General features: G+C 48.5%; 19 protein-coding genes and 3 tRNA genes. 19 read left to right on the forward strand and 3 right to left on the reverse strand.

Features of this window, described 5'->3' with window-relative positions:
• The 5 genes from ACAN55_RS11650 to ACAN55_RS11670 all read left to right on the forward strand — a co-directional run.
• Positions 1-644, forward strand: a 644-nt coding sequence (locus ACAN55_RS11650; RefSeq protein ID WP_379132432.1) for an ABC transporter ATP-binding protein, incomplete at its 5' end; no start/stop codon positions are given.
• 74 nt (positions 645-718) lie between these two features.
• A complete protein-coding gene (locus ACAN55_RS11655) occupies positions 719-1918 on the forward strand; it encodes an ABC transporter substrate-binding protein (RefSeq protein WP_379132435.1) in 1200 nt (399 codons plus the stop codon).
• Between the two features lie 174 nt (positions 1919-2092).
• Positions 2093-3235, forward strand: coding sequence for an alanine dehydrogenase (ald, locus tag ACAN55_RS11660; RefSeq protein WP_379132438.1), 1143 nt, complete (start codon positions 2093-2095; stop codon positions 3233-3235).
• 162 nt (positions 3236-3397) lie between these two features.
• Positions 3398-3472 (forward strand) — tRNA-Glu (locus ACAN55_RS11665).
• A gap of 3 nt (positions 3473-3475) precedes the next feature.
• Positions 3476-3558: transfer RNA gene (locus ACAN55_RS11670), tRNA-Leu, on the forward strand.
• 69 nt (positions 3559-3627) lie between these two features.
• On the opposite strand, the gene ACAN55_RS11675 is transcribed toward ACAN55_RS11670, so the two are convergent.
• Together ACAN55_RS11675 and ACAN55_RS11680 are read right to left on the reverse strand one after the other, a co-directional pair.
• A complete protein-coding gene (locus tag ACAN55_RS11675) occupies positions 3628-4335 on the reverse strand; it encodes a hypothetical protein (RefSeq protein WP_379132441.1) in 708 nt (235 codons plus the stop codon).
• Positions 4336-4371: 36 nt separating this feature from the next.
• The gene (locus ACAN55_RS11680) at positions 4372-4569 is read right to left on the reverse strand and encodes an XRE family transcriptional regulator (protein ID WP_379132444.1); all 198 of its coding nucleotides are present in this window, start codon (positions 4567-4569) and stop codon (positions 4372-4374) included.
• 139 nt (positions 4570-4708) lie between these two features.
• Between ACAN55_RS11680 and ACAN55_RS11685 the strand changes: the two genes are divergently transcribed.
• From ACAN55_RS11685 to ACAN55_RS11695, 3 genes are all read left to right on the forward strand, one after another.
• Complete coding sequence (locus tag ACAN55_RS11685; protein ID WP_379132447.1) at positions 4709-5077, forward strand: helix-turn-helix domain-containing protein; 369 nt, start codon at positions 4709-4711, stop codon at positions 5075-5077.
• A gap of 88 nt (positions 5078-5165) precedes the next feature.
• Positions 5166-5248, forward strand: a tRNA-Leu gene (locus tag ACAN55_RS11690).
• Between the two features lie 89 nt (positions 5249-5337).
• Positions 5338-5700, forward strand: a complete 363-nt coding sequence (locus ACAN55_RS11695; protein ID WP_379132449.1) for a DUF1304 domain-containing protein — start codon at positions 5338-5340, stop codon at positions 5698-5700.
• 88 nt (positions 5701-5788) lie between these two features.
• Here ACAN55_RS11695 and ACAN55_RS11700 read toward each other — a convergent pair whose 3' ends face one another.
• A complete protein-coding gene (locus ACAN55_RS11700; RefSeq protein ID WP_379132451.1) occupies positions 5789-6268 on the reverse strand; it encodes a glutathione peroxidase in 480 nt (159 codons plus the stop codon).
• A gap of 281 nt (positions 6269-6549) precedes the next feature.
• On the opposite strand from ACAN55_RS11700, the gene ACAN55_RS11705 reads away from it, so the two are divergent.
• The 11 genes from ACAN55_RS11705 to ACAN55_RS11755 all read left to right on the forward strand — a co-directional run bounded on the left by ACAN55_RS11705 (position 6550) and on the right by ACAN55_RS11755 (position 16387).
• A complete protein-coding gene (locus ACAN55_RS11705; RefSeq protein ID WP_379132454.1) occupies positions 6550-6828 on the forward strand; it encodes a hypothetical protein in 279 nt (92 codons plus the stop codon).
• 119 nt (positions 6829-6947) lie between these two features.
• The gene (locus ACAN55_RS11710) at positions 6948-7403 is read left to right on the forward strand and encodes a thiol-disulfide oxidoreductase DCC family protein (protein WP_379132457.1); all 456 of its coding nucleotides are present in this window, start codon (positions 6948-6950) and stop codon (positions 7401-7403) included.
• Between the two features lie 147 nt (positions 7404-7550).
• Positions 7551-8717 (forward strand): P-loop NTPase family protein, encoded by a 1167-nt coding sequence (locus tag ACAN55_RS11715; protein ID WP_379132459.1) that lies wholly within the window; start codon positions 7551-7553, stop codon positions 8715-8717.
• Positions 8710-9978 carry a TadA family conjugal transfer-associated ATPase gene (locus ACAN55_RS11720; protein WP_379132462.1) on the forward strand — a complete coding sequence of 423 codons (1269 nt, stop codon included), beginning with the start codon at positions 8710-8712 and terminating at the stop codon, positions 9976-9978. The genes ACAN55_RS11715 and ACAN55_RS11720 overlap by 8 nt, the downstream gene beginning before the upstream one ends.
• On the forward strand, positions 9971-10738 hold the full coding sequence (locus ACAN55_RS11725; protein ID WP_379132464.1) for a type II secretion system F family protein: 768 nt from the start codon (positions 9971-9973) through the stop codon (positions 10736-10738). Before ACAN55_RS11720 ends, ACAN55_RS11725 begins: the two co-directional genes overlap by 8 nt.
• 11 nt (positions 10739-10749) lie before the next feature.
• A complete protein-coding gene (locus ACAN55_RS11730) occupies positions 10750-11628 on the forward strand; it encodes a type II secretion system F family protein (protein ID WP_379132467.1) in 879 nt (292 codons plus the stop codon).
• Positions 11629-11641: 13 nt separating this feature from the next.
• Positions 11642-11830, forward strand: a complete 189-nt coding sequence (locus ACAN55_RS11735; RefSeq protein ID WP_379132469.1) for a Flp1 family type IVb pilin — start codon at positions 11642-11644, stop codon at positions 11828-11830.
• 46 nt (positions 11831-11876) lie between these two features.
• Positions 11877-12503 (forward strand): pilus assembly protein, encoded by a 627-nt coding sequence (locus ACAN55_RS11740; protein WP_489685771.1) that lies wholly within the window; start codon positions 11877-11879, stop codon positions 12501-12503.
• A 46-nt stretch (positions 12504-12549) separates the two neighbouring features.
• The gene (locus ACAN55_RS11745) at positions 12550-14817 is read left to right on the forward strand and encodes a hypothetical protein (RefSeq protein ID WP_379132474.1); all 2268 of its coding nucleotides are present in this window, start codon (positions 12550-12552) and stop codon (positions 14815-14817) included.
• A gap of 21 nt (positions 14818-14838) precedes the next feature.
• A complete protein-coding gene (locus tag ACAN55_RS11750; protein ID WP_379132860.1) occupies positions 14839-15885 on the forward strand; it encodes a TadE/TadG family type IV pilus assembly protein in 1047 nt (348 codons plus the stop codon).
• Positions 15878-16387 (forward strand): A24 family peptidase, encoded by a 510-nt coding sequence (locus ACAN55_RS11755; protein WP_379132477.1) that lies wholly within the window; start codon positions 15878-15880, stop codon positions 16385-16387. Before ACAN55_RS11750 ends, ACAN55_RS11755 begins: the two co-directional genes overlap by 8 nt.
• Positions 16388-16396: the final 9 nt, after the last annotated feature.

Raw genomic sequence — 16396 nt, forward strand, 5'->3', positions numbered from 1 at the left:
TCAGTATCCACGTTAACCAGGGAGAGATTGTGACATTGATCGGGGCCAATGGCGCCGGGAAGTCAACCTTGCTCAAGACGCTTTCAGGTCTTCTAAAGCCGAAGACAGGAAGCGTTGAATTTCTGGGGAAATCCATTGCGAATCAAAGCGTTCAGGCGATTGTCAAAGAAGGGCTGATTCACTGTCCGGAAGGACGGCGCGTGTTCGCCAATATGTCGGTTGAGGAGAATCTGGAGCTTGGCGCGTATCTGCAGGATTCCAGCAGCCTGGCTGCCGATTTCGCGAAAGTCTATAAGACGTTCCCACGACTGCTGGAGCGCAAGAAGCAGCAGGCAGGAACCCTCTCCGGCGGGGAACAGCAGATGCTGGCTATGGGCCGCGCCATTATGGGCCATCCCAAGTTGTTGCTGCTGGATGAACCGTCCATGGGACTCGCACCGCTTCTGGTACAGGATATCTTCAAGATTATCCAGGAAGTGAATGCGGCAGGAACGACCGTCCTGCTTGTGGAGCAGAATGCGCATCAGGCGCTGAAGATTGCGCACCGTGCGTATGTACTGGAGACTGGCAGAGTCGTACTCGAAGGCGACGCCAAGGAACTGGCGAATTCCGAAGAGATTAAAATGGCGTATCTCGGCCACTAAAAAGCTTTATCTACCTAAGGGCATCACAGAAACAACATATAAAATATTATATTATCTGGGAGGCTGGGAGAAGAATGAAGAAAATTGGGGCCATTATTTTGTCTACAGTACTGACTGCCGTATTGGCGTCTGGCTGCGGCAACAACAACACAGAGAGCAGCGGAAATTCCGCTAGCGGTGGTAACTCTGGCGGTGACACGATTAAAATCGGGGCTAACCTTGAGCTCACGGGCGGTCAAGCTTCTTTCGGCGACTCCGCATCAAAAGGTGCGAAGCTGGCAGTTCAGCAAATCAATGATGCAGGCGGTATCCTTGGCAAAAAGATCGAATTGATCGTTGCCGATAATGCTTCAAAGTCTGAAGAAGCCACGCAAGTAGCACAAAAATTGATTACCAATGATAAGGTTGTTACGATCATCGGTGCTTCCACATCCACTAACACTTTGGGTATCGTTCCGGTAGCAACAGAGAAGAAGATTCCTCTCGTAGCTGTTGGTGCCACCAACCCTAAAGTAACCGTTGACGAGCGCAGCGGCAATGTGAATGAATGGGTATTCCGCGCAGCCTTTATCGATCCTTTCCAAGGTCAAGTTATGGCTAACTTTGCAACTCAATCACTGAGTGCCAAGACGGCTGTTATCTACACCGATACTTCCAGTGACTACTCGAAAGGTCTCCAAAAGTTCTTTGAAGAAACTTTCGTGAAGAATGGCGGTCAGATCGTGAGCCAAGAGTCTTACCAACAAAAAGACTCTGACTTTAAAGCAGTACTGACCCGTATTAAAGAACAAAATCCGGATGTGATCTACCTTCCTGGTTACTACGAAGAAGTGGGTAAGATCCTGAAGCAAGCACGTGAAATGGGCATCACTGCTCCATTCCTGGGCGGCGACGGTTGGGATTCCCCGCAATTGGCTGAAATCGCTGGTGCAGAGGCACTGAACAACACGTTCATGTCCAATCACTACTCACCAGAAGATACTGCCGAAGAAGTTACTTCTTTCGTAGATGCTTACAAAGCGGCTAATGGCGGTGCAGTTCCAGATGGTATGGCTGCTCTCGGTTATGACGCACTGAAATTGGTTGCTGACGCTATCACTCGTGCTGGTGAAGCAGATCCTGCTAAGATTAAAGATGCCTTGGCAGCAACCAAAGATCTCCAATTGGCTACTGGTAAAATTACCTTGAACGAAACGCATGACCCTGTAAAAGCGGCGGTTGTACTGAAATTCGTTGATGGTAAACAAACGTTCGAAACAAAAGTGAATCCATAACATATCCTATGGGTAGATTAACTGCTAGCGGCTAATCTGCTGGGATTACATTTATCTGAGCCATCTATGGTTCGCAGCTCCGGGAGCCATGTGCTTCCGGAGTTTTTGCTTATTTTCGTCCGATATGTTATTCCGAGTGACGCATGAGATATTCACACCAGAGGAGGAGAGGACATGATTATCGGCGTACCGAAGGAGATCAAGAATAATGAGAACCGTGTGGCGATTACCCCTGCTGGTGTTCAAACCTTAATTAAAGCTGGGCACCAGGTTGTAGTGGAACAATCGGCTGGTGCAGGCAGCGGCTTTGAGGATAAGGAATATATGGACAGAGGGGCTGAGCTCGTCCCTTTAGCTTCTGAGGTGTGGGGGCGGTCACACATGATCATGAAAGTGAAGGAACCTCTTTTTGAAGAGTACCCTTTCTTTCGTCAAGGTTTGATCTTATTCACTTATCTGCATCTGGCGCCCGAAGCAGGCTTGACCAGAGCGCTTGTAGAAAGCGGCGTTACGGCAGTCGGGTATGAGACCATTCAATTAGAGGACGGATCATTGCCGCTGCTAATTCCGATGAGCGAGGTAGCCGGACGTATGGCTGTACAGATCGGTGCTGCTCTACTGGAGAAACCGCACGGAGGTAAAGGAATCTTGCTTGGCGGTGTGCCAGGGGTGAAATCTGCCGAGGTTGTCATTATAGGCGGAGGAATTGTTGGTACGAATGCGGCTAAGATAGCTCTCGGGATGGGAGCGCGGGTTACGGTGCTGGATTTGAGCGCCAGCCGGCTGCGGGTTTTGGATGATATTTTTGGTGGACGTGTCAATACGGTTATGTCCGATCCATATCATATTGAGCAAGCTGTCAGTAAGGCGGACCTGCTAATTGGTGCTGTGCTCATCCCGGGTGCCCGTGCACCGAAGCTAGTCAAGGAATATATGGTGAAGCAGATGGGTGAAGGCTCGGTGATCGTCGATGTTGCCATCGATCAAGGGGGTTCCATAGAGACGATCGACCGGATTACCACTCATGCTAATCCGACCTATGTGAAGCACGGTGTGGTGCATTACGCTGTGGCTAATATGCCGGGGGCAGTGGCGCGGACCTCGACACTGGCACTTACGAATGTCACGATGCCCTATGCCTTACAGATAGCCAATCACGGTATTATACAGGCGGCTGTCCATAATACTGCATTGTCCCGTGGAATTAATGTGGCTGCCGGTCATGTTACCAATTATGCGGTGGCAGATAGCCTGGGATATGAGGCTGCGGACGGCATTGAGGTGTTGATGCTGGCATCGGAAAAGGATGCGGAATGAATCAGGTTGGGATGCGACAGGGGAGCCTCTCAGCGGGTAAAAGCCAAGAGAGGTCCTGTTTGCATTAGCGAAATATTATCCTCTATAAAAAAAGCTTGCAAGATTAATAAAGGTTTGATATACTCATTTTTGTTGTGAAAAGAACATAGAGTTTTAGTGTATGGCCCGTTGGTCAAGGGGTTAAGACACCTCCCTTTCACGGAGGTAACAGGGGTTCGAATCCCCTACGGGTCACCATATGCGGTAGTGGTGGAATGGCAGACACGCTATCTTGAGGGGGTAGTGGGCGTATGCTCGTGGAGGTTCGAGTCCTCTCTACCGCATTGCACAAAGAAGGTAAGAAATCCTTTGCTCAGCAGAGGTTTTCTTACCTTTTTTAATTATAATCAGGGTTAACAGCCTAGAGTCCCATTCAAAACATGGGCATATTGTGGATAGAGCTGTCTGATGCATTCCGGGCAGATGTCATGGGTGAGCTGGACGGACAACTGCTGCTGCATGAACTTCTCAATCCGTACCCACTGCTCCCGATCATCACGGATGGATTTGCAGGAAGCGCAAATGGGCAGGAATGTCTGTTGCTTACGCAGAGGGATGACGTGATGTTGTGGGTTAATGTGATGTTGCATGTTAACGTGATGTTGTGAGTTAATGTGATGATTCGAGTTGACGTGATGTTGTGTATTGACGGAGTGGTATGCAGATTCCTGTATGAGCTCGTGACAAATAACGACGGAATGGCCGGTTGAATTAGCAGAGCCTATTAGCGGAAAAGCCTCTAATCGTACTAAGCCGCCACTGTCCCCTGGAACTGGTTCAAGAGGAATTTCAATACTGTAGACCAGATGTTTACCGGAGGCTATTGAATACAGGGCCTTTCGTGCAGTTGCAAGCAGATGGGGGTTCAGGAGTATTGTCTCCATAACCTCGAAGTAATTCATCCCAGTCCAGTCTATACGTGCTGAGAGCCCCAGTCTGGCGTTATAGGCATTCCATGCTGCATTGGCGAAGAGAATGTATCCTTGGCTGTCGATAACCACCGTATGACGATACAGATCGTCGAGAGCTGAATAAATAGAAGGTGTCTGTTGTTCTCGCAATGGCTATCGCTCCTCACAGTACTTCAGAGTGGAACTTTAAGATGGGGGCAGATCCAGTATTTCTTCGACGAGGCTCCGATAGTGCTGGGCCCTGCGTGTTCCGTGAATCAGGTTCGATAGACGATAAGGCGGAATTCCGTAGATTTTACAAAATAACTTCTGATCCAGATGCCTCTCTGCCAGACGCTGCTTAATCGCCCATCCAAAAGGTGTTATTGGCCGTTTGCTGTTCAACTGAGTCACCTCTTATTTCCATCAGGGGCATATGATATAATGGATAATACATAATAGTTAATTATATACTTTTTTACGTCATTTTTCAATATAAAATAGCGTAAATACGAGTTTTATGTTATTTGGAAGGCGGTCGCATATGCAGTCCATTTACGGGCGTATCGAGTACTTGATTGAACAAAAAGGCATCACCAAGAAATCGTTCTGCGAACAACTCGGCATCAGTACAGGGAATATGGGGGACTGGAAGAGGGGGAAGTCGACTCCGGGTACCCATAAGCTGATTGAGATTGGGGCTTTTTTTGACGTTAGCCTGGACTGGCTGATCCTTGGTAAAAATGCGCCTGATGTTGTGCGGGAGAGCAGAGCGGATTATTTTTTTGAACAGTTGCGGCAACTGGATTGCCACAGTGACTCATTGCTTCCTGAGGAGAAGAATTTTATCAAGGAATATCTGGCCTTTGCCGAATACCGGAGACGAAAGAAGATGGAAGAAAATTCTGATTAGGCTATCTTTACTTTTGTGTAAAGTGGATTTATAATAATCAATGTTGGCCTCAAACAACGTCCTTACAATTAGTTTTAACTCTCAACATGCGGTAGTGGTGGAATGGCAGACACGCTATCTTGAGGGGGTAGTGGGCGTATGCTCGTGGAGGTTCGAGTCCTCTCTACCGCATATTCAGAAAAGTCTTGCTCATGCAAGGCTTTTTTGTTTTTTCAAAAGAATGCTATAATCTCAAGTACAACTGAAGGTGGAGGGATAAAATGGTCATCAGCATTATTCTGGTCAGTATCGTTGCCGCTATACATATTTATATCGTGTATCTGGAGATGTTCATGTGGTCCACGCCCAAGGGGATGAAGACGTTCGGTTTGACGGAGCAGGTGGCCAAGGACTCTAAATCGCTGGCGTTTAATCAAGGTCTCTACAACGGGTTTCTCGCTGCGGGTCTGATCTGGGGTCTCTTGTATGGGGATCAGGCGGTTGGGCGGAACATTCAGCTGTTCTTTCTCTCCTGCGTGCTGATTGCGGGGATCGTAGGCAGTCTCACGGCCAAGAAATCGATTCTTTATGTCCAGGCCTTGCCTGCGCTGCTCGCCATGATCTCGGTCCTCTTCTTAACTTAATAATATTTCGTTTTTCTGTAAAAAAAAGGATACCTGCATCTACAGTGAATGCCACTGTAATTGCGGGTATCCTTTTGTGTATTCGTGATTAACTCAGCAGCTTGTTGATGTGCTCTTCGATCTGCTCAGGCGTTGTTTTAGGGGAGAAGCGCTTCAGAACCCGTCCTTCCTGATCCACGAGGAACTTGGTGAAGTTCCATTTTACTTTTCGGGTCCCGAGAATGCCGGGTGCTTCCTTGCTCAAATATTGAAATACCGGATGTGCTTGCTTGCCGTTCACATCAATTTTCTCATAGAGCGGAAAGGTCACGCCGTAATTGATCTCGCAGAATTCAGATATTTCGTCACTGCCGCCCGGCTCCTGATTGGCGAATTGGTTGCTTGGAAACCCAAGTACCTCGAACCCGCGGTCTTTGAATTTCTCATATACTTTCTGCAGGCCCTTATACTGTGGGGTGAACCCGCAATTGCTGGCTGTGTTGACGACGAGCAGTACTTTGCCTTTGTATTTGGATAGCGACTCCTCTTCTCCGCGAAGGGTGTTGGCCTTCAAATCATAAATGCTCATAGTTGTACCTCCTTTAAATTTCCGAACATATATTTATAACAAATTAATTGTACACTATTTAAGTCGGGAGTTAAACATTTAATTCACAAAAAACGGGTAACACTTCGTATTCATGGCAATAATGAGCCGGGTAGAGAGAATGCGCGAGGAAATGAGCAATAAATGGGTCTCCAGAGCGTACTTTGGTTGACATCCCCCCTAAAATTCTTTAATATGTCTAAGTATCTCAATATGCCGCGTGTGCAATAAATAACCAAAAATTTAAATAATGGGTGATGAAGATGTCTTACAAACCGACGATTACGAATGTTACTAAAGCCAGCAGCAATGATAAAGAAGGGTTATTCGAGTTCATTATCAAGCTTGCTGATGGAACGGAGTGCCGCGCGTTTTATAGTCGGTTTCCGGAATGGAAAATGACGAACATCAGCCGTCTCCTGAAGACACCTTGTCCGATCTGCCGCAAAGACTTCATCTGCAAATGCATGGAAGCATTTACTCCGGAGTTCGAAGGCCAAATGATCGGTGACCAGTGGATTGAGAAGGCAACTGCCGAGTAATTACATTAACGGTAAATAACAACATGGACGGAACGATGATGGCGCGGGAGCATTCCCGCGTTTTTGTTTTGTTTACTTATTTGGATATACTGTAGCTATCACGAGAGGTGGTGAACAGCATGAAAAGTGAGCAGAACAGGGACACCATAGGAATGACTACGATGGACAGAGTCGCAGATAAATCGGTCGTGTTCATCGATGGCGTATGCCATCTGTGCCAGGGCCTCGTGCGGTTCATTATTCCGCGTGATCCCAAGGCTCGCTTCATGTTCGTCTCACTTCAAGACGAGAAGGCGCAGGGGCTGCTGAAGGCCGGTAATCTAATGGAGCACAGCGAGCATCTGAACACGGTAATACTTCTGGAGCACGGGAAGTATTATACCGAATCGACAGCCGTTCTTCGTATTGCCCGTAGACTCCGGTTCCCGTGGCCGGCGGCGTATACGTTCATCCTGATTCCGCCCCAGATCCGCAACAGTGTATACCGGTATATAGCCCGGAACCGCTACCGCTGGTTTGGCCGTGACGAGCAATGTCTGCTGCCTACAGAGGAATTGCGGCGGAGATTTCTATAGTGTGCGAAAATTAGTATTGATGGTCTGTTATATATATGCTACTATAGCTGTAAATTATAGGAATTGTAGCGGAAGCACCGTTATATAACCGTTCTCACGGTTATTGACGGTGCTTTTTTTGCTGCCTTTTTTGAGAGGAGGAAGTTCATGGCGGTAAGGATTGTGCTTGCTGTGCGTGAAAGCCAATACATCGGGCCGCTTCTGGATTATGTCCATCACAGCGAATACAGAGAGTTGCTGCAGATTACGGCATTCAGTCGTATGGATGTGTTTATGGAGTACATGAAAGGGGAAGAGGTTCCCTGTGCTGTGGTCGGTGATGCAGCATTTATTGAGACCTGGCTTGTAGAAGCGAGAAGTGCGGTTCCATGGGCTCTGCTTGCTGAAGAAGGGGAGATGACAGGAAGGATTAGCAAGAATCTTGCTGGTGGACAAGTGATTGCCAAGTATCAGGCATTGCCTACTCTGCTGTCATCCATCCTGCAAATGTGTGAAGTTCAGCGGCCTGCGGCTTCTGCTTCTGCAACGAGTGGGACGCTGCTTATAGGTGTGGTCTCGGGCAGCGGAAGCAGCGGGAAAACCATAGTCTCCCTAAATATGGCTAAACAGCTGGGGAGCATGGGATTATCCGTCTTTTATCTCAATCTGGAAGACGTGGACAGCAGCGGTCTGTATCTCCGGGCAACCGGGGGAAGCGCGCCAGCCCTGGAAAGATTACTATACGAAATTCAGGTGGCCCGGGATCATGGCACAGAGGTGAAGGGTGAGGTACACAGCTATGCGATTAGGCATGATGAGCTGCAGTGTGATGCATTCAAACCTGTAAGCAATGTGAAGGAAATGCTGCAAATGAACAAGAGGGACACGCTGGATTTGCTTAAACTCCTGTCTTCCCGAAGGTCATATGACATTGTGATCGTGGATACGGGAAGCCTAGGCGTGGAACGGACGGAAGCCGTTCTGCAATCCAGCGACGTCGTATTGTGGATTCTCCCGGGCGATGATACGGGCATGAATAAGGCACTCAAATGGTTAACCCATTACAATGCCCCTTATTCTGAAATTGCACCCGGCCTGATGAATAAAATCCGGTTTATTCTTAACGGTTCTATGGAATCAGCAGTGGACAGGCCACCCCCTGATGGTATGCATATTAGTAGTGTCCTGCCTCATATGCCATCCTGGAGCCTGCCCAACCATAGCGGGTTATGTCTGAACTCACCGGCATATCAGAAAGAAATTCTCCTGCTGTGTAAAGGAATGTTGGATCCTGTGTTGCCGCAGGTACTCGCTAGGGTGAACGGCAATGAATGAGGAGCTATTCAGAAGACTACGGAGTGAAATCCGCGAAGGTCTGGATGTTACATCCTCAGTAGGCAATCAGGAGCTAATCGCGTATATCGAGCAGACGATTTTTGCCCGAGAAAGTCTGCGGCATCTGACGGCTCAAGAGAAACGCGATCTCGTAAGACGATTATTTGATTCCTTCCGGGGTCTGGATATCCTGCAGCCGCTGGTGGATAATCCCGCCATTACGGAAATTATGATCAACAGTTATAACGATATTTTTATTGAAGAAGAAGGGCACATCCGCCGGCTGCCGCTGGCCTTTGAGTCCTCAAGCCGATTGGAAGATATTATTCAAACCATCGTCTCTGGTGTCAACAGGGTTGTTAATGAGTCTTCCCCGATCGTTGATGCCAGACTGAAAGATGGCTCCCGGGTGAACGTAGTTTTACCGCCAGTTTCGCTTAAAGGACCGGCCATGACGATCCGCAAATTCCCGGAATCGCCGATGACGATGAGGGATTTAGTGCGGCGGGGAGCACTAAGTGAGGAAGCGGCAGAGTTACTGCAAATTCTGGTTGCCGCCAAATACAATATTTTTATCAGTGGAGGTACAGGCTCGGGAAAGACTACATTTCTTAATGCCTTGTCCCAGTTCATTCCTTCCCAGGAGCGGGTCATTACGGTGGAGGACTCGGCTGAGCTGCAAATTGTGACTGTTCCTAACCTGGTTTCGCTGGAGACAAGAAACGTCAATACGGAAGGAAAAGGGGAGATCACGATTCGTGATCTGATCCGGTCTTCACTACGGATGAGGCCCAATCGGATTGTGGTGGGTGAGGTGAGGGGTGCGGAGTGTCTGGACATGCTGCAGGCGATGAATACAGGGCATGACGGATCCTTATCAACCGGACATTCGAACAGTGCGAAGGATATGCTGAGCCGTCTAGAGACCATGGTTCTAAGTGGTGCAGACTTACCAGTCGCGGTGGTCAGGCAGCAGATTGGGTCTGCGATTGATATTTTTGTTCATTTAGCAAGACTGAGAGACCGCTCGCGCCGGGTCGTGGAGATCAGTGAGGTTGCCGGACTTCACAACGGTGAGGTTCAGCTCAATCCATTGTATGAATTCCGTGAAACGGGTAGTCAGGCTGAGAAAGTTCTAGGAGGACTGGAGCCCTGCGGGAATCCGCTGCTGCATACTATGAAACTGAGAATGGCCGGGATTACTTCTCAACCGTTGGATGTCTTCGAGAATGCTTCCGGGAAGGTTGAAGGACATGAATAAAGTAGAGAAAGCTTATACTCTGCCAGATTACAGGGACTATGAATTGACTCTGATTCAAAAAACGTTGGCTATTGCGATCGGTACGATGTTGCTGTACGGAGTGGGATATTTATTTTACCATCAGTTGCTGCTCTCACTTCTGCCGGTCCCGGGTTGTATATACGCTCCGCGGCTTTTAAGGGATTACTTACTGAGAAGGCGCCGATCTGCGCTGAATCTCCATTTTAAACAGACCCTATTCTCCTTGTCTTCGTCGCTATCTGCAGGGAGATCCGTGGAGAATGCCTTTCGGGAGGCAGTTCAGGATTTACACATGCTGGATCCGGATGGCCGAAGCGATATGATTGCCGAGCTGAACATTATTTGTGCCCGTTTGGAATACGCACAACCTATTGAGGAAGCTTTGCAGGATTTCAGCAGGCGTGCAGGGATGGAGGATATTAAACGTTTTGCGGATGTGTTCACTGTCTGCAAGCGAACCGGTGGAGATTTGGTGGAGGTTGTGCGTCGCACATCTACTGTGATCGGTGAGAAGCTGGATATCCAGCAGGAAATCGCAGTAACCATAGCCCAGAAGAAATTCGAAGCCAATGCACTCCTGGTATCCCCGCTTGCCATGATATTGTTTATGAATTTGACCTCTGGAGATTATATGGCGCCAATGTATACGGGGATGGGGTTTGTCATATCAACGCTGGCTCTCGCCGGGTTATTTCTCTGTTATCTCTGGATAACCAGAATTATGGACATTCCGCTGTGAAGGGGGAACTCATGAATTGGGTGTGTAGTATCGTCCTCCTGTTATTAATAGGTGGATGGATTGTGCTGCGGGTGAAGAGCGGCAACAGATATGCTAATCTGCGAGGGCTGCCTATTGAGGGGCTTAGGCTTCGCAAGTTGGGTGAACCTCTTCTACTGCTTGTTGAGTACAGCCGGATAACTAGGTATCTTCCTTCCGTTATATTTAAAATCCGGCGTTCATTGCAAAAAAGCCAGGGAATGCGTAATGGTGCGGAACGCACATTGCTGTTCCTCGGTGAGATGCTTAGTTATAGCTGGTTGATGCTGGCTGGCGGCTGTGTCATAACCTTGGCAAGCGGAGAAAGCTTTGGCTGGGTACTGGGTATGCTGCTTGCTGCGGCGCTGCCGGTGGCTCTAATCAGTGATCTGCATAAAAAAGTGGCGCAAAGGGAGCAGGAGATCATTTTGGAGCTTCCGGAGCTTCTAAGCAGTATCGTCCTCCTGGTAGGTGCAGGTGAAACTGTCCAACAGGCGCTCGTGCGTTGTTGCGCAAGCGGCAATAGAGCTGGTAGTGCGCCGCACCCTCTATACCGTGAACTGCAGATGATGATCGGAGAATCGGAGAGCGGGTACTCCTTTCAGCAGGCTTTTGAGAACTTTAGCAAACGCTGTGCAGTTCAAGAGGTATCTTTGTTCACGACAACGGTGCTTCTGAACTACCGCAGAGGCGGAGGTGACTTTGCTCTCTCGCTGCGGGATTTATCCAGGGTGCTGTGGGAGAAGCGGAAGGCGATTAGCCGGACACGCGGGGAACAAGCCTCTGCGAAGCTGGTATTTCCTATGGTGGTTATCTTTCTAATCGTTATCGTGCTGGTGGGAACACCGGCAATCATGATGTTAAATATGTAGGAGGCTGAATGATATGATGTCAACATTTGTGAACAGCGCGAAGAGATTTTGGAAAGATGAAGAAGGACTGGGGACTCTGGAGATGATTCTGATTATTGCAGTGCTGATTGCTGTGGTATTGGTCTTCAGAACTGAGATTACCAAAGTGGTGAAAGATTTAGTCTCCACTGCCGGTGAGAAGAGTCAGGAAGTATTTGAATAGTCCACGGAATGATGAAGGAAGTTTCACTGTTGAAGCTTCGTTACTGTTGCCTATCATTATGATGATCTCCATGCTGCTGCTTTTCTTTTGCCTATACAGTTATCAGAAATCTATCCTGTTTCAGATTGCTTCTGCTACTGCAGAAAGAGCAGCCTTCAATTGGGACAACAGCCACAAGCAGATAGACGGCTCTTTTACAAACGGTCAACATGACTCGCTTTACTGGCGGATAGGGGAAGATCACCTTCTGGCATCATTGTTTGGATGGGGGGAAGAGAACGGAAGCGCCGTAGTTGCTTTGCCCTTGGAGGCTGCGGAAGGAGATTTAGCTGAGAATAAGCTTGGTCATGCAGGAATGAGGGTCCCGGATAACATGCCAGGTGAGTTGAGCTTTAAGTATGAACTATCCGGCCGAAGAATTAACGCTGAGCTCGGGCAACTGCTGAAGCTTCCTATTCTCGATGAAATCCTTACAGACGGCGGGGAGCCAAAGGTAGAAGCCCAGTCATTGATCGTGGAACCTGTAGAGTTTATACGGACGATTGAACTGATGCGTTACTTTGGGGCTAAGTTCCAGGGGAAATCCGCCTCCGGGAACGGAAGTGAAGAAACGCAGGGTGCAATGAAGCAGAAGGATGCTTCCGACATTGTTGGAAAGCTGAAAAAGAAATAATCCTCCAGCGGATATTCTGATGTAGTAGGAAGAAAGGGAGACTTGAATGAGAAGATCGCTGGACTCTCTGTATAACGACAGGAACTATCGTAATAATCACAGACATACAAAAGGCAGGCATACCGGAGGCTCCGTTTCCGTCTTTTTAATTATGATTCTGGCATTTATTTTCCTGTTCGCTGCTGTACTCATTGATTATGCGAGAATTGCTGCAGCTAATACACAGGGAGAACGTCTCGTCAGGGCAGGTATCCGGTCGGTTATGTCTGCGTATGATAGGGAGCTGATGAACGACTATGGTTTGTTTGCCTTTGGAGATAGTGACGCCGATATGCTGCTCGCTAAGGTTCTCAGTGAAAATCTGCAGGTAAGCGGGCGAAGCGACAGCTTTAATATCCTTCCGCTGGACCTGGATTCTTCGTCCCTCCAATGGCGATCGCCTCTTGGGAGATACGAAGTGTTCCGCCAGCAGATTAATGAGGATATGAAATATAAGGCTCCAGTTGATTTCGCTTTGGAGCTTGCCGGGAAATTCAAACCTATCTCAAACGCTATGGGAGAAGCTTCGCGCACGACAGAATTATTCGGCCAACTGCAGCCGCTTTATGACCAGCGTGAAGCAGAACTGGACCAAATGCTTAAACGGCGCAGGGAGGCCGCTAATCAGGGGCGGGGCCTACTCCAATTAATCATGGATCCGCCCGGATCGACGATTTCGCCGCAATCACTTGGAAGTGTTTCAAACTCGGCAGATATAGCTGCACAATACAATGATTATGTGAACAAAACGAATGAGGATATGAATTTGGAGGAAGGGGAATATCCCAGATACAGCTATCAAATATCAGCCTATCTACGGCAGTCCGCGGAAGTTATCTCTTCTATTCAAGTTGCAAGTGTTGTATACAGAGGGAAGCATAACGGATTGATGGAAGATGCACGAACCGCACTTCAGGAGGCTCAAAGGCTGAATGAATCGATGAAGGTTATTGTGGAACAGGCGAAGCAAGAGGGAATTGACCCGGGCTATGAATCGGCTGGTAACTGGGATACTCCCGATCCTCCAGGAGATACGGGAACCGCGGGTATTCCGGATCTTCGTAAGCAGGCGGAGAGCTTACTATTATCCCCCTCTGAGATCACTAACCTGGAGCAGGGACTATCGTTGCAGGGACGCGCTTATCTGGATTTGGATAAGGAAGTATCAGGACTTCCGGCAGCTCTTGGTTCTGCTTCAGGTCTTGGTGCTGATTATTTCAGAATAAACAGCTCAGTATTAAGTGCCGCACGCATGACTTCTTCATACATACAAGACTATGGCAAGCAAGGGGTCCTTATAGCTAAGGATGCAGAAGCTATTGAAAGCCGGCGCACCTCAGATGAGGAACGTAAGGCAACGGAGAAACAGAGCAAAGTGAAGCTTGGCGAAGCCATGGACATGCTGGATAAGATACGTAGTCTGGGCGGGCAGGCTGAAGAATCTATGGAACGTTATGACGCCTTGCGTCAATATTATGAGGATAATATCAGTTTGAATGCTGCAGTTGAAGAAGAGGTGGAAGCTGGAGGTTCAACTTCGGATGACCCCTATGAGGCCGGGAATTCAGCCATGGATGATATGGACGGAATCTACGGGGCGATGGGCAGTATTATGGGAGGAGCGCGGGACAGGCTTTTTCAGACGGAATATTCAGCGCTGTATTTTCAACATTTTGATGTTACAGGGTTAGTCTCATTAGCTGGGGGCGGTGGTGGTGATACTGTTCAGCAATTGGCAGATCAACTGGACCCTCACAGTCAGGAGATGGAATACATTCTCTATGGGTTTCATAATCCTGCTGGAAATATAGCAGCGGCGTACGGTGAAATCTTCGCGATGCGGCTGGCTGTGAGAACCATGGAGGGCTTTATTGAACGGGCAAGTCTGGGTAATCCACTGGCTGTTACTGCGGCTGCGCTTCTATACGGCATTGAGAAAGCTATAGAAGACATGCTGCTGCTTAGTCAAAAGGGCTCATTGCCGCTCTCCAAGTATGTGCCTGCCCAGCTTACCTACCGTGATCATCTGCGGTTGTTTATGGTACTGCATGGAAGTGGTGAACGAGCATTATCCCGCATGCTTGCGCTTATCCGGCTGAACACAGGAGTCGATCCTTCGGAGAAGTTTACAGCGGTTACCTCGGAGACCACATTTGGAATGTCCCTGTGGTTCTTGCCCGGGGTTATTAAAGCCTTGAACTATAGCGGAAATCCGGATGGGGATATAAAAGGAAATGCTTATGTAAAAGAGTTCAGCGTCAACTTTTCGTATTAGGTCGGAAGGATTGTGAAAATCATGAAGTTCTGCGGGAACAGGAGAACAACGAAGGGGAACTCTGAAGGCAGTATGACGGTTGAAGCGGCAATGGTATTGCCACTGTTCCTGCTGTTTGTTCTGTTCCTGATCTCCATTGTGCAAATGACCCTGTATTCCACGGCGCTGCAAGCCACTGTTTCAGATACAGTCAAGGTTGTATCTTCTCATATGTATCCTGCAGCATTGGCTGTCCAAAAGTGGAACGGCACTTCTGAACAGGGTCAGGCAGGAGGGGGAACGGAATCTTCGAACACGGCAGCGTCCACCGGAGAAGCAGAAGGGCAAGATTCTTCTCTGACCTGGGGGGTGCCTCGCCTATCGCTGACGGACTGGAGTGAGAGCTATGTCTCGTCACTCCCGGAGCCTCTTGATGAATGGGTCAAAGCGGCATTGTCTAAGGGAGAAGGACCACTTCAGGAACTTCAGGCGGAAGCCTCGGAAAGTGTTCTGGATTTGGCAGTAAAGCCGATGCTGAAACCGTATCTGTCATCTGATTTCTTGAATTACGAACACATTCATGTATCCAACATTATAGTTCCGGATCTGAAGTCCGGGGGACGGCCTTATTTCGGATTGGAGGTCAGCTATGAACTGCCGATGAAGATTCCATTCCTGAACAAGGGGCTTGTACTGGAATCGAAGGCTATTGAAAGAGTGTGGATTGGTGATACCGGAGAAGGAGGCAGCGGCTCCGATCAAGATGATGATGAGAATCAAAATGCGATTGAAATCCTGGAGAAACCAAGTCCCGGTATAGCCGGTAAAAAGGGAGTAGTCCGTGCTAAGATTCCACCTAATTCATCGGCCTATTTATCCGTGCTCTATAAATCCGGTAAAAGCACAGCTAAACATTTGGGCTGGGTCCAGGCGGATTCTGATGGCTACATTAAATGGGAATGGAAGATTGGCAGCAATACGACACCTGGAGTTTGGTCTTTTGTGACTGAGACCGATGACGGCCAGACCCTAGAGGTCCCCTTCACGGTTGTTAACGACAATTGGAAGGGGAATTCTGCAGATGAATGAATGGACATTTTGGGGCTGTGCATTGTTTCTAGCTGCTGCATTTGCAACGGACATTAGAAGTATGAGAATACCTAACTGGATATCGGTATCAGCGCTGCTCACTGGGCTATCTGTGCAAGCTGTTATGGCTGGCTGGCAGGGCTTAATCTTTGCGGGAGCAGGTGCCGCAGGCGGATTTATTATTTTACTGCTTATGCATATGATCGGAGCGGTTGGTGCAGGAGACGTGAAGCTTTTTGCCGGGGTAGGAGCATGGACAGGACTACTTTTTACAACTCAGGTCATTATATACTCCACACTGTTCGCGGCTATCATCGGCTTTGTTATTGTTGTTCGCAGGCGAGAGGGATTTACCCGTTTCCGCAGAACGGCAAGCCGGCTTGCCGGATTTATTGCACTTCGTAATCCGAAGATTCTGCGGGGAGGGGAATCGGAAATGCTGCGGTTTCCTTTTATGCTGGCGGTTGTGCCCGGTTTCTTGTGTGCGTACCTATATCTTTAGCACGGAGGT

Source organism: Paenibacillus oryziterrae (genome assembly GCF_042610485.1).
Taxonomy (GTDB): Bacteria; Bacillota; Bacilli; order Paenibacillales; family Paenibacillaceae; genus Paenibacillus_AQ.